Genomic DNA, 24,846 nt, shown 5'->3' on the forward strand with positions numbered 1-24,846 from the left:
ATGGAAATACGGAGTAATAATAAAGCTAAACACCGTTCGCAGAAATTTGCTTTCGGGATTTTCCGGTTGTTGAGTCTTTGCATTGTATTGATATTGTTTGCGATTCTGGGATTTATCATCTATAAGGGAATCGGTGCTATCAGTTGGGATTTTATCACTTCGGCTCCTACGGACGGAATGACAGGTGGCGGTATCTGGCCGGCTATTGTCGGTACCTTCTACCTGATGGTGGGAAGTGCGCTGTTTGCATTTCCGATAGGGGTGATGAGTGGGATTTATATGAATGAGTATGCGCCGAAAGGCAGGTTGGTACGCTTTATCCGGGTGATGACCAATAACTTGAGCGGTATTCCTTCCATCGTATTCGGATTGTTCGGTATGGCGCTGTTTGTCAATTATATGGGGTTTGGTGATAGTATTCTGGCAGGCTCTTTGACATTAGGTTTGCTTTGCGTACCTTTGGTCATCCGGACAACGGAGGAAGCCTTGAAAGCCATTCCCGACAGTATGCGTGAAGGTAGCCGGGCATTGGGAGCGACGAAGTTGCAGACGATATGGCACGTTATTCTGCCGATGGGTATGCCGAACATTATCACTGGGTTGATTCTCGCCTTGGGACGTGTTTCGGGAGAGACGGCGCCGATTCTGTTTACTTGTGCCGCATACTTCCTGCCGCAACTTCCTACCGGTATTTTGGATCAGTGTATGGCCTTGCCTTACCATTTGTATGTGATTTCCACCAGTGGAACGGATATGGAGGCACAACTGCCGCTGGCTTATGGCACGGCATTGGTATTGATTATGATTATCCTGTTGGTGAATCTGCTGGCTAATGCCTTGAGAAAGTATTTTGAGAAAAGAGTAAAAACGAACTAAATTAGTATATGGATACAGTGAAAATAGATGCGCGTGATGTGAACTTCTGGTATGGGGACTTTCATGCATTGAAGGGCATCAGCATGCAGATTGAGGAAAAATCGGTTGTTGCTTTTATCGGACCGTCCGGTTGTGGCAAATCTACTTTTCTCCGGCTTTTCAATCGGATGAATGATTTGATTCCTGCTACCCGTCTGGAGGGAGAAATCCGTATCGACGGACATAATATCTATGCGAAAGGCGTGGAAGTGGACGAACTCCGCAAGAATGTGGGAATGGTGTTCCAGCGTCCCAATCCTTTCCCGAAAAGCATATTCGAGAATGTGGCTTACGGACTTCGTGTGAACGGAATAAAAGATAATGCTTTCATTCGCCAGCGTGTGGAGGAAACATTGAAAGGAGCGGCTCTTTGGGATGAGGTGAAAGATAAGTTGAAGGAATCGGCTTATGCACTGTCCGGCGGACAGCAGCAGCGTCTTTGTATCGCCCGTGCGATGGCTGTCTCTCCTTCGGTATTGCTGATGGATGAACCTGCGTCTGCGCTCGATCCTATTTCTACGGCGAAAGTGGAGGAGTTGATTCATGAACTGAAGAAGGATTATACGATTGTAATCGTTACGCATAATATGCAGCAGGCGGCCCGTGTCAGTGATAAGACGGCGTTTTTCTATATGGGAGAAATGGTGGAGTTCGATCAGACGAAAAAGATATTCACCAATCCGGAGAAAGAGGCTACCCAGAATTACATAACGGGACGTTTTGGGTAATCCGGGTATCTGAAACCCAATTGATAGAATATTAATCATTTATATATAATAGACTATGGTAAAGTTTATAGAATCGGAACTCATCCTATTGAAGAAGGAAATTGATGAAATGTGGACCTTGGTGTACAACCAGCTTGACCGTGCCGGAGAGGCTGTGTTGACCCTTGACAAGGAGCTGGCTCAACAGGTGATGGTTCGCGAACGCAGGGTGAATGCTTTTGAATTGAAGATAGATAGTGATGTGGAAGATATTATCGCATTGTATAATCCGGTGGCGATTGATCTTCGTTTTGTGTTGGCTATGTTGAAAATCAATACGAACTTGGAACGTTTGGGTGACTTTGCGGAAGGGATCGCCCGTTTTGTACTTCGTTGCAAAGAACCGGTATTGGATGCAGAGCTGTTGTCTCGTCTCCGCCTGGCAGAGATGCAGGCAGAGGTGTTGTCGATGCTGGAACTGGCAAAACGTGCCTTGAATGAAGAGAGTAATGATTTGGCGGCAGGAGTGTTTGCTAAGGATAATTTGCTGGATGAAATCAATGCGGATGCGACAGGAATTCTTTCAGACTATATTATCGAACATCCGGAAGCTGTACATACTTGCGTAGATTTGGTCAGCGTGTTCCGTAAACTGGAACGTTCGGGAGATCATATTACCAACATTGCCGAGGAGATTGTATTCTTCATTGATGCCAAAGTGTTAAAACATCGTGGAAAAACCGATGAAAATTACCCGGAAAAGTAATTTTCTGCCGATTTTTAAACAGAAATTAGGGCTCCTTAAAAAATTATCTTATATTTGTCTCCTGTAACGGACAAGTTACAGGAGATTTTGCTTCAAATGATAATAAATCCAAAGAATTTTCAAAAAGATGTTATATGACATGTTTTATAATTTGGATAGTATCGGTAAAACCGCCTATATTTGCACCGTTATCCTGAAAACAATCTTTTTACCTTAAAAAAAAACTAATACCTATTGAAAACTGAAAAATGGAGCTTTGTGAAAAGCCCCATTTTTTTTGCTCTTATTGATGATAGTAAATTGGCGTTCTACAATACTGTGAGAGAGGATTCTTCTTGATATTTTGTTAGCTAAAGCCTTGTAAGCACGAAATTGAAGTACGAGTTTGAATTACGAAATTGAAGCACAGAAATGAATAACAAGGCTCAAACGGGACAGATTTTTTTTAATGAAGTACAGGCTAAGTTTAATTTGAGAGAACCCAAATCAAACAAGCCTACTAATATCTATTTGGTATGCAGGATAGATAGGAAGCAAATAAGACTTTCTACGGGTGTTAAGGTATATCCAGAACATTGGAATGTGAAGAAGCAAGAGGCTTATATCAGTTGTAGGTTAAGTGAACTTGATAATCTCAATAATACTATTGTTAACACGAAAATAATTGAGATTAAAAATCGCTTTCTGCAATATAAGCGTTATCTTTGTGACAATCCCAACGAAATCGGAAATAGTGTTAAGATATTAAAGAAGTTTATATACAAAGATACTATGGAGAAAGAAAAGCAAAATATAAATGCAGTACATTGGTTACGTAATACATTAGCTTTAGATAGAACTATAAAAGATAGTACAAGAGCTGATTATGTGAAACAAATAAAGTTCTTTGAAGCTTTTCTGAATGAAGTAGGTAAATATCCTATTAGTTTTAGTGATATAAATTTACCATTGATAAAGGATTATGAATCTTATCTTTTTAATAAGGAAGTTGGTAAAGGTAAAACAACGAAAACTACTACGGTTGGTAATAAGGTAGAGAAGATAATATGTATTCTTAAAAGAGCAGAGCAGCAAGGCATGATTGATATTCACGAATCCAAACTGGACAAGTATAAAAAGCCCCAAAGTAGACAAGGTGATGAAAATGAGATTTATTTAACGGAAGATGAAATAGATAAAATATATGCTTTGCGCTTAACAGGAAGGGAAGAAGAAGTGAGAGATTTGTTTGTATTACAATGTTGGATAGGGCAACGCTTCTCTGATACGCAAGCAATTAATGAGGGGATTATAAAGGAAGCGCCTAATGGTAAAGGGAAAGTAATAGAAATTGTGCAAGAAAAGAAAACGCATAGAGTATCAATTCCTCTTTTACCTGTTGCTATAGATATTCTGAATAAGTATAAAAATGGTTTTCCTATTTATACCAATCAAACAGCTTTGAACTATTTAAAGAACATAGGTGAAAAAGCAGGTATAACAAGATTACATAATGTAACAGAGGATAGGGGAGGAGAAGTTGTTACAACACAAGTGAAAGCATACGAACTAATAGGAACGCATACAGCAAGACGTTCCTTTATCTGTAATATGCTAAAACATGGCTATGATAGTCATATTATAATGAAGATAACAGGACATAATGATGCAAAGTCTTTTAAGAAATATGTAAGATTAACCTCTGAGGATGCCGCTTTACTAATGTTGGAAACAGAATCTACAAAAGTAAGGCAATCTGATAAAGTACCTACTACTATTAGTCAAGAAGGTAACAAAGAAGCCATTAATATTTTAAAACAGTATCAAAATACTATAAATGGTATTACGTTCGATACTCTGTTGGACACTCAATTTTTAGCATCCCGAATCAATAAAGCCAGTGACATGTTTGAACGTATGGGATATGTGAAGAACGGCAAACTATATGATTACAATAGCGAGATAAGTGGTATTGTGAAAGAAATAGAGGCTTATATGCAATCTCCCGCCTCCGGCCTTGAAGTAGCCCATAAATATGTGGAACGGCTGTCTGTTGGTAATCTGTCCAATTTGAGGGACGAGCTTAAGCTGTTAATTGTCAAATGTATAAAGATAGAGGTAAATGTGGAAACTGTCATGCAGATTGTTGATAAGGCTTTCAAAATGGGGATTCTGGATAATGACAGCCTTAATGACATGAAAGAAATTGTAGCGGCAATATTGAAGGCCAAAGACAAGTAAAGTGATTCTACTACCCAAACCGCCATATTCTCCTCGAACAGCTACGGCTGTAAGGAGGTATGATAAAATCTCATTAACTGACGTTAACAGACAGTCTATATTTGTACAATAATCCGGACGAAATTAACCATAATGGATTGTAGAATTTGGATATTATCAGTAAAATGGTTTATCTTTGCAGCAGTTAAATGATTAACTCATATTGTTGATGAGTAAGCATTGAACAACCCGCTCTTTGAAATCATGTACAATCCGACCCCAGCACCTCGGTGCTTTAAGCTATCGCTTTTGCTTGGAAGTGATAAGCTGTAACAATTAGTTCATAATTGTTAATATTATTAATTAGGCAATTCTCGGATTGCCGGGTATATATGAAGGTATAAGTATGCCCGCTCTTATATACCGTTTGATAGTTTCAATAATAATATAACTTTTATGAAACATGTAAATTTGGGGAGCGAAGAAGCTCCCAAATGGTACTTTGTTGCCACGATATTAGTAAATGGCGAAGAACTGGAAATCATTCCTGCCTTCACCGATTATTCTATCAGGCGTAAATGCCTTGAGAAGAATAAAACCTATGAATCTATAGATAAGAGCAAGCTCCTGCCGACCGTGTTTTGCTTCTGTGATGCAAAACCATTCTACGCAGAGAATGTTCCTCTATACGATTACGTAGGTAGTAAAATAGGGAATCTTCCCGATAATGCTCCGGCCGTAATGGTCTATCTGGATAAAGCCGACAATGTTAACTTGCTCGGTTTGACGGATGAGCCACTGCAAGCTGAATTAGTGGAATGTGATAGCGTTTCTGACGCTTACCGCAGAGTGGCAACAACTGCATATCTCTCCCAATGTCCTTCAAAGGATGAGTGGATAGGATATGCCGGAATTGTAACGGGAGATGAATTATTTCTGAATATCCGCAAGTTTGGCATAATGTACTCTATGTCCGGTACTGCCGTACAGGGATATTTTGGTATAAGCACTACTGTTTCTTTATTACAAAGCAAAGCCCTTGCTATGAGTTCTTCTCTTTTTAAAGAAGAATATAGAACTTATGCGCAGGCAGAGCAATTGATGAAGGCAACAGTACAAGCCTTTGGCGTGAAAGCTGCAAAACAGACCAGATATATTAAGGCCATTAATTATGGTATCTCGGAATATGGTTTTGATACAGTCTGTGATGTGTTAAACAGCATCGAAGCAACAGAGAAGTTGCGGATTGAAGCAGCTAAGTGCGAAGATAAAATTAGCTGTATTCAGCACTTAATCATCGAGCGAGTTATTGAGATGCGTAACGCTCAACAGCAATAAGAATAACCGGATTGTACATGATACATAAAAATAAGAGGCTGTCTCAAATTGATTTTGAGTTCAGCCTCTTTCTGTTTGTTTACAATATTCCTCGAATCTCAAAGCCATTTTTCCGGCCGTTGGCGGTCGGTATCTTGACGGGATGAATCTCAAAGAATTCATTGAGGTCGGCCGCTTTCGGTGACTTGTCAATGCCCAGCCTGTCATATACATCATGTAAGGTTTGCTGAATATCAGTAGTTAATATTCTGTCTCCGATATGAATAATGCCGTGTAATTCATGACGAATCTTATTTTTGGTTTTCATGATATGGATTTCATTGAGCAGTTTCTTCTCTTTATAATTCAAAGCTTTAATCCTGTCAGCCCCCAAAGCCTCATAATAATACCTAAGTTCTGGATATTTGCTTTCCAGTGTTGACATTGCGAGATTGACAATCAGCCCTTGCTTGGCACGATATTCACAGTATGCCTGCATCCTGTCTACAAATGGCTCCTTTTTGATTAGATGTTTCAACTGTTCTTGGTAAACGGCATAAGTTTGGTTTTCACTGACATCGAAACTACTATCTTGGAGCAGTTTCTTTACAATTACCCCATTCTGATAATTGAACTTCTGGACATCAAAACAGTATTGCTCATTTACATAGGCTAAACGGTTGAAAACAAATTCTCCTTTCTGTTCATCGTACATTGTATATGAATCCTGATATTTTACATTATCGGGGATTCTCCTAAAATCCTTGATACGTTTGGCTCTCAATGCTTCACCTGCATTGTTGTTATCCCTAATCTCGTCAAGTGTCACATTGACCTTCCGGCACAGATGCTCATTGAATGTCTCCTGCTCTACCTCCTCTGCATTGACATTGTAAACGAAGGTGAGGAACTGCCTGAAGGGGTTGCATGCCAGACGCTGCCTGCCTGCAATCTGTACCAGTTCCGTTGCTATATCAACCGCAGTGTTCGGGCGATTACAATCACTAATGACAAAAGTTGCGGCATTGGTAGAGTAAAAATCACAGCCCGCATAAGCGGTGGAAGTACAGAAGGTGAATTTCTTGTGCGTCTCCCCTTTCAAGGGAATTCTCCCTCTTTTGAATCCTTCCCCAATCCTTGCAATCTGTCTGTCGTTATCGTCAGAATTACCTACAATGATATTTACTTCTTCCGGTTTGAGTTCTGTTTGTTTAATAATATTCACAATATTATTTACACTATTGAGAAATATAACACATTCTTTGGAGTAAATCCTTTCCCCATTAACATACACAGAAGGATAATTGCCATTCTGATAGTAGCGAACTATTTCCAATGCTGCATTGATAGGATTCTTTGTACGTTCTCTATATACTCTGACAATATCCTTTTCTTCCCAGTCAAGCTGATAGTAATTCATATCCTTGAAGTGGTCAATCTGTTCCAGATATTTGTCAAGAATTGGAGTTGCCGATAAGAATGTAACATACGGGAATGACCTTGAATTATCCAAAAAGTGCAATTCTATTTCAGACTTGAAACTACTATCTGCCAACAAGCACTGAAATTCATCCACTACTACACGCCAATCTGATTTGTATTTAATACAGCCAATCAATTTATACACGGAATCGTAGGAGACCAGAATCTTGGGAAGCTCCGCAGTCTGCAAATATGCTTCAATCTCTATGGTGTCTACCCCGCCAATTACAAGCAAGGTATCAGGGTATTGTTCATGTTTGTTTTTCAACAGTTCATTGCGAGGGCTGCATATAATAGTTTTATGTTCATCTGTCAGTGCGACTGTAGTTGCTCCACAGCCGGGTATCTCTTTATTCAAAATACCATTAGGAAGTTCAAACGGTTTCCCGAATTCTTCTATGAACTTGTCCCGTTCGGTTAAATACTTGATATTTGCCGGAATTTTAATCACTTCTTTTTTCATGAGTTAAGTTAAAAGTTAATTTGACTGGAATAATCTAATCTAGTGATGTCCACTTTATAGAGGATTTTTATCTTTAGTATAAGGGAGTCATGGTAGAAATATTGGACAGTCACAAGAATAATAAAACCTGATACGCATCAGGTCGAATTATACCCGTTTAGGGTATCTCTAACATGGAATCGGAATAATTTTGAGGATTATATTTTGGGTGTTTCCCATTGTCCTGATATTGCAAAGGTAATTAATATTCCGACAGTAAAATCATGAATTGTGGACAATCTGCAAACTTTATACTGATACTGTCATAAGTCCGTCATTCTATAGGGGAGTATGTCCTAAAGGGCACTAATGGCATTTGAGAGTGATATATATTACTGGAAAAGTTCCTTTTGATACCCAACCCCAAAATATAGGTACCTGAAATTCATACCCCCACCCTCTAGATTTAGGTAGCGTTTCTATTTAGACTTTATACAGCTATAGAGTGAAATATTTGATTCGTCAGTGAGCGTATCAGATGTATATCGTGCGCTAGGCTTTCATGAAACTACTAACACCCCCATACCAATCATTAGGAGAAATGAAAGGATAACATGAATCGCTATTCAGCCCACAAACCTTTTGAACTTCTGAAATATGCGGACTTATCAACGATTTGTATATGTCTACATATAAAGATGCACAAAGGAAAGTGAATGAATAGAACTTCATGTCAAGCCCTCATTTTGTCCTTAAATACACTATTTACTAATCTATTATTATGCGTATGGAGAATTTAAAGATTTTATTGACGTTTGGAATAATTCTAATTGTGCCAATAGTCTTAATGCCACAGTTCTTTATTGGATTATTAATACTGATTGTGGCTTGCTTAGCTTTCAGACAGAGGAATTTCTAATATTAACTTAATAAATTACAGATTATGGAATCAACATTACAGATTATGCCAGTACAAAGAACTAGTAGAAACTTTGGTGAATATGCAGAAGAAGCGGTAATAATTGAAGAGCCAATTATTAAGCAGAAACGACCTCTATTCATTGAAGCCAATACGATTGAAGCCAGTTTGGAACATCTAAGGAATGATTGTATTATACCCGTATTCGCAAAGGACAACGAAGCTACATTATCTCATGTGGCTTTCATTGAAGCGGTACAGGATGCAACCAATACATTCTTTAGCGGTGAACAAATTGAATCGCCAGATATTCGTGTTTCTCATGTAATCAAAGGTAGGATTCCCGAAGCAATACATAAGCCAGCCAATCAGTTATTAGAAAGTGATAAGACTATCTATTACGAGAGGTGCGCTTTTGTTATTGAAGTTCCTACTATCTATGAGACAGTACACGGTAACAGGCTAACACTTACTATTGGTGGTGTGAGAGCTTATAACCACACCAATCTTTATTCAAAGAAAGGCTCGGAGCGGTTTAAAGTGTTTATTGGCTTTACTTGTAAGGTTTGCACAAATCTATGTGTATCTACAGACGGTTATCTTAGTTGCTTGGAAGTTACCAATACAAGGGATTTATATCAAGCGGTATTGGAAATGTTCCACAAATACGATGCAGCCAAACACATACACTTGATGCAGTCTTTAGGCAATACCAGTATGACAGAGCATCAGTTCTGCCAACTACTTGGAAGAATGAGACTTTATCAGTCATTACCGCAAGGCTATCAGAAAGATATACCTAAAATGTTGCTTACTGATACACAGGTTAACAATGTGGCTAAAGCGTATATCAATGACGAGAACTTTGGCAGCTTGGGAAATGATTTGTCTATGTGGAAGTTCTACAACTTGCTCACAGGTGCAAATAAGAGCAGCTATATAGATTCATTCTTGGATAGAGCCTATAATGCTACAGAACTTGCAACGGGTATATGTTCCGCTTTACATGGTGATGACAAGTATCAATGGTTTCTTAGTTAGTGGTATTACAGAGTACTTAAAAGGGGCATCCATATAATAAGGGTGTTCCTTTATTATTCATTACCTATTAATACTCAAAAGATTATGTTACAAGCGTTATTAATCGTTACATTTTGGATTATCATGTACTTTATTGCGTGTGCAATTTCACCTGTTGTATTCTTCTTGATGATTATTTGGACTATATACAAGATTATTACAATGAAGTAGTACATGAAGAACTAATAAGGGTATCTATATACTATATATAGGTACTCTTTCTATTTATAAACCTCTTAAATATTATAAATATGGTAATAGAAGGCAGTCGCGAATACAAGGCAGCGCAAGAACTTGAAAGAGCCTTGAACGATTATGGTTGGAATCCAAAAAGGTTTGCTGAAAGTACAAGGTATTATCACCGTACACTACAGCAGGAATTAATGAAAACCATAGTGGAGATTATCCGCATGGTTGGTAATAAGGACTATGGCACAGACCTTAGAAATCAGGCATCGCATGAACTTTGCAAACGGATAGTTGACAGTGGCGTGTTGGATGAAGCTCACTTACCTTTTATATAGGTTGAATGAAGTAAGGACATTATTTACTTAGTGTCCTTGCTTTATAAAAATGTTCACTTTGATGATTAGTGAATGTTTATTTAATAATCAGCAAGTTAGATGTTCCAACTAAAAAATAATATTCACTTTTATTAGTTTCACTATAAAACAGAACATTATGTCACTTAAATATTCAAGTACAACAGCAGATTATTTGCAATGGAGCGAAGCGATGAACTTAGTAAGAAAGTTGGCAAGGGATAGTAATTATAAGATGTCACTTCTTATCGCTTTGGGTTGCTTCACAGGTCTAAGAATTTCTGATATTCTTGCTTTGAGGTGGAATCAGATATTAGATGCAGAAGAATTTACCATTATAGAGATTAAAACAGGGAAGCAAAGGACTATTAGGATTAATATGCAGCTACAGCAACATATCAGAGATTGTTATGAGCATACAAATCCAGTTGGCATAAATGCTCCTGTATTGATAAGTCAGAAGGGGACAGTCTACACAGTTCAGAGAATCAATGTCATGTTGAAGGAGATTAAGAAAAAATACAGGCTACAAATAGGCAATTTTTCGTGTCATTCTCTTAGAAAGACCTTTGGCAGACAGGTCTACAACATGAATAACGATAATTCAGAGCTTGCACTTGTTAAGCTTATGGAGCTATTCAATCATTCCAGTGTATCAATTACTAAAAGATACTTGGGATTAAGGCAAGAGGAATTATTAAATACTTATGATTGTCTTAGTTTTTAACACACAGGTTTAGTTATAATACAAACGCTTTTCGTATATTTGTGCCGTTCCAGTAATGGAATAACATATTTATTTAACGAAAGGCGTTTTGCATTATCCTTGTTCCAGAATTTCGCCAAAATTTTACACTACGAGGATATGCACAACGCCCATGCTTGGCTATATACCTGCTATTTAGCAGAATATCATAGTCTAGGTGTGGGTAACTTGTGTGTATTTGTAGTGTGGGTGTTTGGCGATACCTTGGAACAGATATGCTGATAGTTCCCACACCTTTTTTGTATGTAGTAGCCAACTATAGGGAACAGGTTGGCATAAATACAGGTATATAAGAAACAGACAGTCTATTTTACTACTCAACAGTTCTTTATCAAAGAAGTGTGCAACTCCGTGTTGTGTTCCTCACACTTATATCTCAATTATTAACGCTCTCTATTAGGAACGTAGAAGCACAAACAGATTATTACAATGAAGATATTCAGATTAATTGGTATGCTTCTCATAGGAAGTAGTAGTCTATTCTCTTGTAGTAATAATGAGGATGAACTACCACCTAAAGAACAGGAGCAGACTAACCAAGAAACCTACACTATCTCATTCAATTTGGGCGGAGAATTTATCTCCACTTCTGAAACTCCTTTAAGCAGAACAGAAGTTGCACCAAAGAAGATATATGGGATTAATGTGTATTATAAGAAGGACGGAGATACGAATTATCAGAATTATGCTTATGGACTGTTTGATAATATTGAAGATATGACAATATCTTTGATTGAGGGACACAAATATAAGTTTGAGTGTTCTATGGTACGAGAAGATGTAGATACATTATATCATGATAATGAAATATATTATGCTCCTTTCAATCGACTTGGAACTCTTAATAGTAAGTATAGCGGAATAGCCCTAGAGAATAAATTCAATATTTCCACAACGAATCCTGTTTGTTTTGGTGGGCTAAAGATTGGAACTATGAGCACGAGCGGGTATTATGATAATTATAATTGTCGGTCTTATTATCCTAAGAGTGATAGATTCTATGGCGAGCTAACCGATTATATTCCTACAAAAGACGGAGTTGCCAATATAGATTTAAAGCGTACAGCCTTTGGGCTTAAATTTATAGTAACTCCACCTGTAGACGGTAAACTGTATATTAACAGCATTACAATAAACAATGAATCTAACTCCATAAATTCCAATGTTGAGGTATCAGCAGGTGAGAATGTATTAGAAACATCATTTATGTGTACTTTCTATGAGGTTTATAAATGTTGGCAAGCAGAGGACTATACTAAAGACCTCACCATACAGTTAAAATGGGAACGGGCTAATGGAGCAACTCAAACATTTAGTAAGACAATTACTGTAAAACGCAATGTAATGACTACTGTCAATGTAAATGTGAATGGCAGTACTACAGATTCTTCTTTAGGAGTTAAAGAGGATGATACTCCAATGGGAAATGAGAATGTTGATATGAATTTCAATGGTGGTGATTTAAATGATAATGAGGTGAACCCTAATATATAATTTATTAATTAACTAAAACAATTTAAAGATGAAGACATTAAGATTAATTGGAACGACCTTGTTAATGGTTGTATTGTGTTTGAACTTTACCGCTTGTGGTGATGATGACGATGACGACCCGTCTAATCCATTGGTTGGAGTATGGCAGAACGATGATGAAGGCGAACATTTAAGGTGGACCTTCCGAAATGACGGAAGCGGAGAAGAGCATTTATTTTATGACGATGATAGTGAATCATACACATATCAGTTTACTTACACTTATGATAGTAAATCCAGTACATTAATAATAAACTATGACGATGATGATACTGACAAATACACTATCAACATTAATGGCAATACTATGACTGCCAAGAATGAGTATGGTACTGAAACCACTTTCAAGAAGAAGTAATAATTAAATAAAGGCAGCATTTGAAGTAACATTCATTTGCTACCTTTTTTTATTTATATACGATTTAATCTTCTATTTTCATATCTATAATGCCTGCAATGAGTTTATAATGCCATTCGTCAAGTTCTTCTCCTAAAGATATTATGAAATACAACTCTCCTGTTTTACGTGCAACACATAATGAAGGTGTATGTTTTAACAAATCAATATAATATGGGTCTGTTATAGGAAAATCGTATTCTATATTTTCATAGGTAAATTTCGCTCTATACTTATTTGTGTCTGAATCATAATATATTTGAGGAGAATCAGGTTTTATAAGCATTAAAGAATATTTTCCTTCTTGAAAAACATTAGTAGGTACAGCTTTTCCACAGTTATAGAAAATCTTCTTATGAATATTATCACATAAATTATCCATTGCATCAACTTGCTTACTACATCTTGTTTTTCTTACTAGATTAGAATAATGAATATTTTCGCTATGTGCATACTTTGGACAAGTCTCCGTAATATCGACTTCTATAATATCAAGGATATTGATATGCCTTGTTTCTGAAGCAGGAAGTTGCCCATGCTCTTCAAAAGAGATTGGACGAATCCATTTAGGAGTTCCATTTTCATTACGAACTATTGTATACTTATTATCCTTCATTTCTATTTCAATCCCTCCCAAACAGCGACCTGCATATTTGAAGGAATTTGCTAAACAAATAAAGTGTTTTTTCATAGTGGAACGCTAGAATTTTTATCGTGTTATTTAATATGGACAATATTAATGTTAGTTGGATAAAGCTCTTTAAAGTATTCAACCAACAATCTTCTATGACATTGTTCTGGTGTCTCTTCGCTACATAAAAAACATGCACCATCAAAATTTTCAATATTATATTTTTGCGCTATTTTCCGGTTTTCAATTAATTTCCTATATATTTGTTGGTATCCTTTCCAATCAATATTTTTCTTTTGATAATCAGATAGCAACTCTTTTGTTGGTGCAAAGTCGATTATGTGAGTATATTCTATTCCACAGATTTGTTGAGCAAAATAAGATAAATCTACTCCCTTTGCAAATCCCGCCAGTTGACTAGTATTATTGATGCGAATATCAATAATCTTCTTTACATGATATTTCTTTAATAATTCAAAAAAATGTTCTGCACTTTTCTTTGTAAAACCAATTGTAAATAATGTAATCATATAACCTCCTTTTCTACATGATAAGCAATCTCTTCGTTTTTTTTTCGGTAAGCATCTATTATTTGACAACGTTCATCATAATTTTCCATTGTCGCAAAAATATCATTTATATCACGTATTTTTTTTTCTTTCACATATATATCAACCATTTCTTTCTGTAATATAGCATTATCAACTATACTTTTGTCTTTGAGTATATGTTTTACATTAAATCCACGCTCATAAAAATATCTAGAAACAAGAGCAAATCTATGACATTCTATAGGAGCGGCTTCTGAACACATCAAGGCAATTCTAAAACCTTTATTTAATCCGGTGATTAAACGCTGAACTCCATATTTAAATGCTGTTGTATCTATTGCTTTTTCAAAATTAACATATCCATTATCATCCAAACAATCATTACGCCTAGCTCCAAACTCTTTACCGAAATGTAAATAAACAATATTATATTGTCTTAAATAATATTTCAGATTATCTTGATTAAATTGTGGTGTATATGCACTTGCTGGAACGCTCCGAACATCTACAATACAATTAATATCAAATGTTTGTATTAAACTACGGAACTCTTCAATTTCCTGATTGGAATGTCCAACTGTATATATGAGTTTATTTTCCATAAAAATAATAGCCAAATCAGTTTATTACAAAGATAATAAAATATAAAATACAAAGATTGCTTTTTCATCATTTTACATACAATATTTTGCAATAATTTAACGATGTTTCTTATTCGGTTTATCGACTTGATTACATATATTATTTTATATTTAGAATAAAAATGTTTGATAGCATATTTTACTAAAATTCCACAAAATAAATCCTTGTATTTATAGACAGGGAAACATAAATGACTAATTAGAAATTTTGCCTTCTCTTCTTGATTAGTTTATGCTTATTCTTCTTAGCTGAATTAGAGAAAAGCATTTCTAGCATTTCCCTTGTAATAGGTAAATATGTAACCTCTGTTAATCTAGTTTCTCTAATCTCTTGTGGTAAATAAGAAATCACGGTGCTCTTTTTGGGTGTTACTTGCATATTTTTGTAGAAATAAATAGATTGGTAATTGATTTATCTATAGCAAAGGTACTGATAAGAATCTGTCCAATCTAATGTAAAAGATACATTCTGGATTATTGAGGTATGTGTTTGTATTGGAAGAAAATGTCAAAGTGGTAGATAGCGACAAAATGGAATTATTGCTTCTATAAGCAGAATAATGGATAAAGATGTACATAAACTAAAGGAAGTCCCGAAGCTAAGAATTATGCAGAGAACTTTGCCGAGTATTATAAAGATATACAAGGCAAATAAGTGATTAAAAATTAAAAGTCAGTTATCGAGATGATAGTTGGCTTTTTATTTAAATATAAGTTGTTAAATAGAACATATAGATTAAAATATCATAGGGAAATGCGTTTTATTTCAGAATTAAGAGTTATATTTGTAATGTTCTTATGAGGCATACAAAGCACAAGAATGAATCACCATTTTGCTAAATGGCTAATAATTAGATACAGTAATAAAAGCCCCATTTTTTTTTGCTCTTATTTTCTAAGCTGCTTCCTTATTCGTATCTTTGACCCTTGCATTAAGAGAGTACTTTCAATTGTAAAATCGTAAATAGTAAATAGAATTATGTTTTCTGGAATCGTAGAAGAATATGCTACTTTGGTAGCACTGGTGAAAGACCAGGAGAATATACACTTTACATTTAAGTGTTCGTTTGTGAATGAGTTGAAAATCGACCAGAGTATTTCTCACAATGGTGTATGCCTGACGGTAGTGACTCTGACGGATGATACGTATACGGTGACTGCCATGAAAGAAACGTTGGAGCGTTCTAACCTCGGTTTGTTGAAAGTGGGGGATAAGGTGAACGTTGAACGTAGCATGATGATGAACGGTCGGTTGGACGGACATATCGTTCAGGGACATGTGGATCAGACTGCTACTTGTATCGATATTAAGGATGCGGAAGGCAGCTGGTATTTTACATTCCGATATGCGTTTGACAAGGAGATGGCGAAACGCGGATATATCACCGTGGATAAAGGTTCGGTGACTGTGAACGGTGTTAGCCTGACGGTATGTAATCCGACGGATGATACTTTCCAGGTGGCTATCATTCCTTATACATACGAGCATACGAACTTCCATACGTTTGAGATTGGCAGTGTGGTAAATATCGAATTCGATATTATTGGCAAGTATATCAGCCGGATGATTCAATATAAATAAGAAAATATAAATAAGTGACTGGAGGATTGGAAATGGCATATACTGATTTTCTTCAATTGGTGCAGGCTCGTCAAAGTGACCGTTCGTATGATAAAGAACGTCCGGTGGAGCCGGAAAAGTTGGAACGGGTACTTGAAGCTGCACGTTTGGCGCCTTCAGCCTGCAACGCACAACCTTGGAGGTTTGTGGTCATCACAGATAAGGAACTGGCTCAAAAAGCCGGGAAAGCTGCTGCTGGCTTGGGAATGAATAAGTTTGCCAAAGATGCTCCCGTGCATATTCTGGTTGTAGAAGAATCTGCTAATATAACCTCCCTGCTTGGCGGAAAGGTAAAAGGCAAGCATTTTCCGTTGATCGACATTGGAATAGCGGCTGCTCATATTTCTCTGGCAGCTGAAGCCGAAGGTTTGGGTTCTTGTATTCTGGGTTGGTTCGATGAAAAAGAGCTGAAACAGCTTGCCGGTATTCCTGCTTCGAAACGTTTATTGCTGGATATTGTCATTGGCTATCCGGCAAAGGAAAAACGTAAGAAGATAAGGAAGCCGAAAGAAAAGGTGATTTCATACAATCGTTATTGATTGAAAAATAATTATATTCTTAACCCTTTAGGATAAGCATATAACAGAAAGCATCGTTGGTTTTAAAGGAAGGGGACGTTCCTTTAAAACCAACGATGCTTTCCTTTTAAAGGAACGACCTGTTTCTTTAAAACCAATAAATGGCTTTTTTAAGTGTTGATAGTTAGCGTGTTATTGATGCCGCTTTTCCGGCGGCATCAATAATGCTATATTTATTTCTTTTTTGACAAATCTTTCAATAGGTAGTCTACTGCTGCTTTCAGTTGTGCATCTTCTCCTTTCAGGCTGGCTGCCGGTTCGTTATAAACTAGAATATCAGGTTGCAAGGTCTGATTTTCGAGATAGTTGCCTTGCATATCCATGCAACCCACCTGCGGGATACCGAATACAATAGACGGATCTATCTGGCGTTCCCACCACACGGCGGTCATTGTGCCTGCCACCGGGGCGCCTACCAGTTTACCAATACCTAGAGTCTTATATACGTAAGGAGTGCCATGAGCATTGCTGTAATTGTCTTCACAAGTTAGCATGCATGAGGCTTTCAGCCATTTGTTGAATGGATCGCTGCCGATATATTGTCCGCGTGGCACGAAACGTTGATATTCCTTTCCACTAAGTAAGGTGACTACATCATCGTGCAGCCATCCGCCACCATTATGGCGGGTATCTACCACTACGGCTTCTTTATTACGATAACGGCCGAGTAGTTCGGAATAGATCTTGCGGAAGCTGGGGCTGTCCATACCTTTAATATGTACATAAGCAATGCGTCCGCCGGAAAGCTCTTCCACTTTCTTGGCGCAGCGCTCTACCCAACGTTTGTAAAGCAGGTCGCTTTGGGTTCCATAGCTGATTGCTTTTACTGTTTCTTCAAAACGTTTTTTAGTAGAAGGATCGTATACGGTAAGTACTACTTTGCGTCCGACTTTGCCTTCAAATAACGGGAAGTAATCAGCACCGGCTTCAATCGCTGTGCCGTCTACTTTTTCAATGATGCAACCTGCCTTCACTTCTGTCTTTTTCTGGGTGAAAGGACTTTGCTTCATGATTTCCTTGATCTTTAACCCGGCACCGTCGTATGACTCATCGTAAAAGACTCCCAGAGTAGCGGTAGGCATTGCGCTGCCTCCTGCTGCAAACCGGGCTCCGGTATGGGAACCATTCAATTCGCCAAGCAATTCACTCAACATTTCCGTGAAGTCATAATTGTTGCTGATGTGGGGCAAGAAGCGTTCGTATGCTTTTTTATATCCTTTCCAGTCCACTCCATGCAAGTCGGCAATATAGAATTTGTCATTTACTTGCTGGCAAACGTGGTCGAAGATGTATGCGCGTTCATCATAAGGACGGTAATCGAAGAATGCTTCAAATTCTATCGGTGTAATTTTGCTACCGGCAATCTCTATTTTTTTCAATCGGCCACCTGTGCACATAAAGATATTCTTTCCTTCTTTATCCGGTATGAGTGAGCCGCCGCCAACTCCTTTCAATAATATTTTAGTCGTATTTTCTTTCAGTTTATGCTCCCAAAGGTCATAGTCTCCTTCAAAAGCTGCCAGGTAATAAAGAATATCACCCTTCGGACTCATGACAGCGTCACCCAGGCGGGAAGAATTTACAGTTAGACGGACGATGCGGTCAAAACGATTCTCCAAATCGAATGTAAGAGGGTTCACTTCCGTACTGTCTTTTTTCGCATTCTCATTCTGGTTCGTTTTCTTCTTACTGTCTTTAGTGTCTTCTTTCTTCTCTGCCTTTTCTTTCTTGGCTTTTTCTTTTTCTGCTTTCTCTGCCTTTTCCGCTTCTTCAAGTAAGGCAATATCTTCTTTGCTCATCAGGAAGCGGTTGTAGGCATCGACGTCGAAAAACATAATATAGGTGTCGTCTTCACTTCCCCAGCTACCATGGCTACGGTATCCGGCACGGTCACTGTTCCATATCATTGCTTTTCCACCCAACACCCATTTGGCGTTGCTGTCGCTGTATCCGCTTTCGGTAAGATTGACCATTTCGCCTTTTCCGTCGGCTTTCAGCAAAACGACGTCTTTATTATTCCAGCCTCCTATGCCAATGAAGTCTGATAGAATCCATTGGCTGTCGGGGCTCCATTGGAACCATTGGTCACCGTCGGCATAAGAATATTGATATTTGGCATCCATCACTGTGCGCACAGCCTTGCTTTTTAGATTGATGACACGGATAGCGGTACGGTTCTCGAGGAAAGCAACCTCTTTACCGTCAGGACTGAATTGTGGTTGGAAAGAAGCGACTTTGGAGTTTGTCAAACGTTCTTCTTTCAATTCTGTGGCATAGGTGAATTGTTTCTCCTCTTTGCGTACGATGGTGGAAGTGTAAAGCTGCCACAATCCATCGCGTTCTGAAGAATAGACGAGTGTGCGTCCGTCGGGAGCGAAACTGATGTTACGTTCCTGATCGGGTGTGTTGGTGATTTGTTTGGTTGTTTTGTAGTCAATGGAGGTTACGTAAACATCACCGCGCATAATGAATGCGACCTCTTTTCCTTTGGGAGATACAGCGATGTCGGTAGCCCCGTTGGATTTGATTTGGCGGATAATATCTTTGTCATTCTTGTCTGCCAGGATACTTATATTTACCTTTTGGGGTTGTTTGCCCGGAGTAAGTGTATAAATCTCGCCGTCATAACCATAACAGAGTGTGCCGGTGGTTGAAATGCTTAGAAAACGTACGGGATGCTTTGTATGGAAAGTGATTTGTTGGGAAGTGGTGGTTCCGGGAGTACGTTGGAATATATTGAAGGAACCTTTCTCTTCACTTAGATAATAGAATGATTTACCATCAGGACTCCATACCGGTTCGCGGTCTTCACCTCCGAAAGTAGTTTGTTTTTGATAAACAGGTTTTTTCCCGGGAGTGTATGTCCAGATGTCACGGGCAATAGGGGATACCTGATGCTTGCGCCAATAGTCTTCGTATCCTTTCTTGTCCTGATAGAGCATCACTCCCTCTTTATTAATAGAGATGCACTCCATTGGCATGGATGAGAACATAGCGGGGCGTCCTCCCGTCACGGCTACCTCGTACACTTGCTGGAACTGGCCGGAAGGAAACCCGGCATCTTCGGCAGAGGGAGCAATGTTGGCTGTGAATAAAATGTGTTTGTTGTCTTTGTAGGCAACAGGTTTCTCACTGCCTGAATGAGTGGTCAGTCGCTGGGGTGCTCCTCCTTCACTGGATACGACGAAAACGTCGAGACTTCCCATGCGATCCGATGCAAAGGCAATTTGTTTACTGTCGGGACTCCATACCGGTTCCGTATCAAAAGCCGGATTGGTGGTGATTTGTGTGGCACGTCCGCCGGTTGACGGTACCGTGTAGATGTCTCCTTTGTAGGTAAATGCAATGGTGGTTCCGTCTGGAGAAAGAGCGCAGTGGCGCATCCATAAAGGAGATTCTTGTGCAATGCTTGTCCCTGCTAGACAGATGACAAATGCACTTAGCAGTAGCTTTTTCATTTTTTCTAATATTGTGTTAAGTTCATTTTCGCGATTTAAGGTTTGACTTTCCTACAAATCCTTCAGTAATACTTTACTTGCTTTTTTATAGTATTCTTCTCTGGATTCGGTCAGCACCTTCCATTCGTCGTTGAATTCTTCGTCTTTGTCTATTTTGAAATTCTCGGAGCCGTATGTGTCCAAACGGTCCAGCAGGACAGCCACATTCAGTTGATTGATATCCATTGAAGGCTGGTAACCGATTTCTTCGCTTTTTTCGTCGGTAACAACCTCGTGAATCAATTCTATTTCCTGTAACTGATAAAGTACCTGATTTGTCAGTCGGATGGGGATCTGATGCTCCTCCGATATTTCTGCAGCCGTATAGGGCGGTTCGTTCTTTTCGAATCGTTTGGCTATAAGTGACATAATCAGGATGGATATAAAATCCCGGTATCGTCTGCTGATGTTCCGGGTGTCCTGGTCAAAGCTAAAGCTGCGGATATTCTGTCCGGCATACGTCAGTTCGGCTCCAAACAAACAGATTGTCCAGGATATCTGCAACCAAAGCAGAAATAAGGGAAGTGCGGCAAAACTACCATAAATGGCATTGTACTTTGACACCCACAACTGGCTGTTGATGTACAGGAACTGAAAAGCCTGATAAGCAGACCCTGCCAGAATACCTGCAATGAGAGCGTGTTTGAATTTCACTTTCGTGTTCGGCATGAAGATGTACAGCCCGGTGAACATCAGCCATGTCAGGACAAAAGGAATAAGCCGTATCATGAATTTCATAACAGGAGCGAGCAGGACGAAATCATCCATCTGCTTGAGAATGGTGCTCATAAACAGAGAAAGTCCTCCGGATACCACGATCAGAATCGGCATCAGCAGGAACATGGAGAAATAGTCCGTAATCTTGCGATACATGGATCGTGCTTTTTTCACTTCCCAAATACGGTTGAAGGTGATTTCAATATTACTGACCAGATTGATAACCGTCCATAACAACATTACCAAACCAACTCCAATGAAAATACCTCCTTTGGTCTGTGAAAGATAGGAATTGACAAATGAGAGAATGGCCTCCGTTGTTTCTGTATTTCCTCCAAAACCGTTGCGGAACTGATGTTCCATCAGGTTGTCGAACCCGAAACCACGCGCTACGGCAAACAGGATGGCAAGTATCGGTACAATGGCAAGCAATGTGCTATAAGTAAGTGCAGAAGCTTTATTGGCCATCCGGTCTTTGGTAAACCGATTGATACAAAGATAGACGGTCTTTATAATATTGTAGAGTGAGAACTTGGTCCGGGTCACTTCGTCTTCCGTAATGCGCCAGATGTCATACGTAAGAAACTTCCATATATCGGTGATTTTCTTCTTCATAGTTCTTCGCTAATTACTAATTGCAAGCAACTAATTACTGATTACAACAGACTTGCTTGAACAGTCGATCCTCATCCATTAGTCATTTGTAATTAAATGGATAATTAAAAGAAAAAGCAGTCAGCCTATAAGCCGAGTTCTGTACCCATATAATTTCCGATTATTAATCTTTAATTATATCAGGTGCCTGTCATTTATCTGAGTGGCGTGTCACCACGACACTTTAGCGGTCTACCCTCCGACATGGAGCGAGCAACTCTCATAACGCCGGTTTACATGACCTTACAACTCCTAAGACGTACAGCCCGCATGTCGCCATGCGACTGGTGGGCTCTTACCCCACCTTCTCACCCTTACCTCTCCCCGAAAGGAGCGGCGGTTATTTTCTTCTACGTTACTCTACCCTCGCGGACAGCTTTCTGTTAGGAAGTAGGATGCTCTATGTTGCCCGGACTTTCCTCCTGCACGAAACATGCACGCGACAGACCGGCCAACTGCTTTAGACTGCAAAAATACGTCATTTATTTTGTTTTAGCCAAAGAAAGTATCACAAATAGAAATAATTTCTAACTTTGCTATCATTAAAATAGATTTTAATGAAGAAGAATATCCTCCTTTTCTATTGTTTCCTGGCGACGATGGCAGCTAGCCTGAAAGCACAGGAAATACGTCCCATGCCTGCCGATTCGGCTTATGGGGTAGTACATATTTCAGTTTGCAATTTGCGCGAGGAAGGCAAATTTACTTCCGGCATGAGTACGCAGGCATTGTTGGGAATGCCGGTCAAGGTGCTTCAGTATAACGGTTGGTACGAGATACAAACACCGGATGATTATATCGGATGGGTGCACCGGATGGTAATTACCCCCATGTCGAAAGAACGGTATGATGAATGGAATCGGGCAGAAAAGATAGTGGTTACCTCGCACTACGGATTTGCGTATGAGAAACCGGATGAGAGTTCCCAACCCGTATCCGATGTTGTTGCGGGCAATCGTTTGAAGTGGGAGGGGAGCAAAGGACATTTCTATCAAGTGTCTTATCCCGACGGACGGAAAGCATATCTTTCGAAATCCATTTCCCAACCGGAAGCGGAATGGCGAGCTTCACTGAAACAAGATGTTGAAAGTATCATTGAAACAGCTTACTCGATGATGGGAATTCCTTATCTATGGGCAGGAACCTCTTCCAAGGGAGTGGATTGTAGCGGACTGGTACGGACCGTACTTTTTATGCATGACATTATTATCCCGAGAGATGCCTCTCAACAGGCCTATGTGGGCGAACATATCGATATTGCTCCTGACTTCTCTAATGTCAAACGGGGAGATCTGGTGTTTTTCGGCCGGAAAGCGACTGCGGAACGTAAAGAAGGTATTTCTCACGTCGGCATTTACCTCGGAAACAAGCAGTTTATCCACGCATTGGGAGATGTGCACGTCAGCAGCATGAATCCTGCGGATCAAAACTATGATGAATTCAACACGAAGCGTTTACTTTTTGCTGTCCGTTTCTTACCTTATATAAATAAGGAGAAAGGAATGAATACCACAAATAAGAACCCCTTTTATCAATAAAAGAATGCAGAACAGGAGAGATTTTTTGAAAACGGCAGCTTTGGCTGCTTTCAGTTCGGGGTTAGTAGCCCGTCAGGCACTAGCCGGAGAATCGTTGCTTTCTACCATTCATATAAATAAGCTCGGTTTGGGAGGGAAGATGAAAATGACTTTTTTCCCTTATGAATTGAAGTTGAGGCACGTGTTTACAGTTGCCACTTATTCGCGTATAACAACTCCCGATGTGCAGGTAGAAATAGAATATGAAGGCGTGACGGGATATGGAGAAGCCTCTATGCCTCCTTATTTGGGAGAAACAGTAGAGTCTGTGATGAATTTCCTTGGGAAAGTGAATCTGGAACAGTTTAGTGATCCTTTTCAGCTAGATGATATTTTGTCATACGTTGACAGCCTCTCGCCAAAGGATACGGCAGCGAAAGCTGCGGTAGATATCGCCCTTCATGATCTGGTAGGGAAACTATTAGGCGCTCCCTGGTATAAGATATGGGGATTGAACAAAGAAAAGACACCTTCCACTACCTTTACGATAGGCATCGATGCGCCGGATGTAGTGCGGGCGAAAACAAAAGAGTGTGCCGATCAGTTTAATATATTAAAGGTGAAACTGGGACGGGACAATGATAAGGAGATGATTGAAACCATTCGTTCGGTAACAGACCTTCCGATAGCGATAGATGCCAATCAAGGATGGGCAGACCGCCAATACGCGCTCGATATGATTCATTGGCTGAAAGAAAAAGGCGTTGTGATGATAGAACAGCCCATGCCTAAGGAGAGGCTAGAGGATATTGCCTGGATAACGCAACAGAGCCCGCTACCGATATTTGCGGATGAATCCTTGCAGCGTCTGGGAGATGTAGCCGCTTTAAAAGGCGCTTTCACGGGAATCAATATAAAGCTGATGAAGTGTACCGGTATGCGTGAAGCATGGAAGATGGTGACATTGGCTCATGCACTCGGCATGCGTGTCATGGTGGGCTGTATGACAGAGACTTCCTGTGCTATTTCTGCAGCTTCACAGTTCTCGCCATTAGTGGATTTTGCCGACCTGGATGGCAACCTGCTTATCTCTAATGATCGCTTTAAAGGGGTGGAAGTGGTGAAAGGAAAGATCACTCTGAATGACTTACCTGGAATCGGTGTCATGAAAATCTGACTTTACTGAATGAATGTCAGAGTGTTAAAGCCATCTGACATACAACGAATGTAAATTTGTCAGGTGTTGTCGTTAACCGCTGTTAAGCTCTAAATATTCTCTGTTAAAAGTGGACAAAAAAGAGTGACAAGTAGAATAAGTGAACGATATTTGTTATTATTTTAACGTCGTAAAAGTTAAAACAATGTCGAATATTA

The 24,846-nt window shown here is 39.1% G+C and carries 20 protein-coding genes and 1 other RNA gene; 14 read left to right on the forward strand and 7 right to left on the reverse strand.

Annotated elements, in window-relative coordinates; translation table 11 throughout:
• The 5 genes from pstA (at nt 1) to KSX81_RS20710 (ending at nt 5,925) form a co-directional block, all read left to right on the forward strand.
• Entirely contained in the window at nt 1–876 is an 876-nt protein-coding gene (gene pstA / locus KSX81_RS20690) for a phosphate ABC transporter permease PstA (RefSeq protein ID WP_004321179.1), read from the forward strand.
• An 8-nt stretch (nt 877–884) separates the two neighbouring features.
• On the forward strand, nt 885–1,643 hold the full coding sequence (pstB, locus tag KSX81_RS20695) for a phosphate ABC transporter ATP-binding protein PstB (protein WP_004296658.1): 759 nt from the start codon (nt 885–887) through the stop codon (nt 1,641–1,643).
• Between the two features lie 55 nt (nt 1,644–1,698).
• Nucleotides 1,699–2,388, forward strand: a complete 690-nt coding sequence (gene phoU, locus KSX81_RS20700; protein ID WP_004296659.1) for a phosphate signaling complex protein PhoU — start codon at nt 1,699–1,701, stop codon at nt 2,386–2,388.
• Nucleotides 2,389–2,799: 411 nt separating this feature from the next.
• Entirely contained in the window at nt 2,800–4,608 is a 1,809-nt protein-coding gene (locus tag KSX81_RS20705) for a site-specific integrase (RefSeq protein WP_149947058.1), read from the forward strand.
• Between the two features lie 435 nt (nt 4,609–5,043).
• Entirely contained in the window at nt 5,044–5,925 is an 882-nt protein-coding gene (locus KSX81_RS20710; RefSeq protein WP_195578879.1) for a hypothetical protein, read from the forward strand.
• A gap of 79 nt (nt 5,926–6,004) precedes the next feature.
• Here KSX81_RS20710 and KSX81_RS20715 read toward each other — a convergent pair whose 3' ends face one another.
• Entirely contained in the window at nt 6,005–7,849 is a 1,845-nt protein-coding gene (locus tag KSX81_RS20715) for a hypothetical protein (protein WP_315870289.1), read from the reverse strand.
• Between the two features lie 922 nt (nt 7,850–8,771).
• Between KSX81_RS20715 and KSX81_RS20720 the strand changes: the two genes are divergently transcribed.
• The 5 genes from KSX81_RS20720 to KSX81_RS20740 all read left to right on the forward strand — a co-directional run bounded on the left by KSX81_RS20720 (nt 8,772) and on the right by KSX81_RS20740 (nt 13,026).
• Nucleotides 8,772–9,788, forward strand: coding sequence for a DUF3871 family protein (locus KSX81_RS20720; protein WP_122296015.1), 1,017 nt, complete (start codon nt 8,772–8,774; stop codon nt 9,786–9,788).
• Between the two features lie 290 nt (nt 9,789–10,078).
• Nucleotides 10,079–10,351: a hypothetical protein gene (locus KSX81_RS20725; RefSeq protein WP_315870288.1), complete on the forward strand. Its 273-nt coding sequence runs from the start codon at nt 10,079–10,081 to the stop codon at nt 10,349–10,351.
• Between the two features lie 157 nt (nt 10,352–10,508).
• On the forward strand, nt 10,509–11,096 hold the full coding sequence (locus tag KSX81_RS20730) for a tyrosine-type recombinase/integrase (protein WP_118036882.1): 588 nt from the start codon (nt 10,509–10,511) through the stop codon (nt 11,094–11,096).
• Nucleotides 11,097–11,564: 468 nt separating this feature from the next.
• Nucleotides 11,565–12,629 (forward strand): hypothetical protein, encoded by a 1,065-nt coding sequence (locus tag KSX81_RS20735; RefSeq protein ID WP_234393354.1) that lies wholly within the window; start codon nt 11,565–11,567, stop codon nt 12,627–12,629.
• Nucleotides 12,630–12,657: 28 nt separating this feature from the next.
• Nucleotides 12,658–13,026, forward strand: a complete 369-nt coding sequence (locus KSX81_RS20740) for a DUF5640 domain-containing protein (protein ID WP_118036881.1) — start codon at nt 12,658–12,660, stop codon at nt 13,024–13,026.
• 64 nt (nt 13,027–13,090) lie between these two features.
• Here KSX81_RS20740 and KSX81_RS20745 read toward each other — a convergent pair whose 3' ends face one another.
• Genes KSX81_RS20745 through KSX81_RS20755 form a run of 3 tightly spaced genes read right to left on the reverse strand, consistent with a single transcriptional unit; the run spans nt 13,091 to nt 14,849 of the window.
• Entirely contained in the window at nt 13,091–13,756 is a 666-nt protein-coding gene (locus tag KSX81_RS20745; RefSeq protein WP_147396446.1) for a dual OB domain-containing protein, read from the reverse strand.
• A gap of 26 nt (nt 13,757–13,782) precedes the next feature.
• The gene (locus KSX81_RS20750; protein ID WP_118408807.1) at nt 13,783–14,226 is read right to left on the reverse strand and encodes a DUF488 family protein; all 444 of its coding nucleotides are present in this window, start codon (nt 14,224–14,226) and stop codon (nt 13,783–13,785) included.
• A complete protein-coding gene (locus KSX81_RS20755) occupies nt 14,223–14,849 on the reverse strand; it encodes a DUF488 family protein (protein WP_118408809.1) in 627 nt (208 codons plus the stop codon). The genes KSX81_RS20750 and KSX81_RS20755 overlap by 4 nt, the downstream gene beginning before the upstream one ends.
• Nucleotides 14,850–15,867: 1,018 nt before the next feature.
• Here KSX81_RS20755 and KSX81_RS20760 point away from each other — a divergent pair.
• Both KSX81_RS20760 and KSX81_RS20765 read left to right on the forward strand, forming a co-directional pair.
• Nucleotides 15,868–16,470 (forward strand): riboflavin synthase, encoded by a 603-nt coding sequence (locus KSX81_RS20760; RefSeq protein ID WP_004303876.1) that lies wholly within the window; start codon nt 15,868–15,870, stop codon nt 16,468–16,470.
• Nucleotides 16,471–16,502: 32 nt separating this feature from the next.
• The gene (locus tag KSX81_RS20765) at nt 16,503–17,048 is read left to right on the forward strand and encodes a nitroreductase family protein (protein ID WP_008777194.1); all 546 of its coding nucleotides are present in this window, start codon (nt 16,503–16,505) and stop codon (nt 17,046–17,048) included.
• A gap of 212 nt (nt 17,049–17,260) precedes the next feature.
• Here the strand turns inward: KSX81_RS20765 and KSX81_RS20770 are convergent, their stop codons facing one another.
• The 3 genes from KSX81_RS20770 to rnpB form a co-directional block, all read right to left on the reverse strand.
• A complete protein-coding gene (locus tag KSX81_RS20770) occupies nt 17,261–20,545 on the reverse strand; it encodes a S41 family peptidase (RefSeq protein WP_004321151.1) in 3,285 nt (1,094 codons plus the stop codon).
• A gap of 51 nt (nt 20,546–20,596) precedes the next feature.
• On the reverse strand, nt 20,597–21,916 hold the full coding sequence (locus KSX81_RS20775) for a YihY/virulence factor BrkB family protein (RefSeq protein WP_004296663.1): 1,320 nt from the start codon (nt 21,914–21,916) through the stop codon (nt 20,597–20,599).
• A gap of 112 nt (nt 21,917–22,028) precedes the next feature.
• Nucleotides 22,029–22,414: RNase P RNA component class A (gene rnpB / locus KSX81_RS20780), an RNA gene on the reverse strand.
• 98 nt (nt 22,415–22,512) lie between these two features.
• Between rnpB and KSX81_RS20785 the strand changes: the two genes are divergently transcribed.
• Both KSX81_RS20785 and KSX81_RS20790 read left to right on the forward strand, forming a co-directional pair.
• Nucleotides 22,513–23,493 carry an NlpC/P60 family protein gene (locus KSX81_RS20785; RefSeq protein ID WP_004321148.1) on the forward strand — a complete coding sequence of 327 codons (981 nt, stop codon included), beginning with the start codon at nt 22,513–22,515 and terminating at the stop codon, nt 23,491–23,493.
• A 4-nt stretch (nt 23,494–23,497) separates the two neighbouring features.
• Nucleotides 23,498–24,649 carry a dipeptide epimerase gene (locus tag KSX81_RS20790; protein ID WP_004321146.1) on the forward strand — a complete coding sequence of 384 codons (1,152 nt, stop codon included), beginning with the start codon at nt 23,498–23,500 and terminating at the stop codon, nt 24,647–24,649.
• Nucleotides 24,650–24,846 lie beyond the last annotated feature (197 nt).

This window comes from Bacteroides sp. MSK.18.37, assembly GCF_019129155.2.
GTDB lineage: Bacteria > Bacteroidota > Bacteroidia > Bacteroidales > Bacteroidaceae > Bacteroides > Bacteroides ovatus.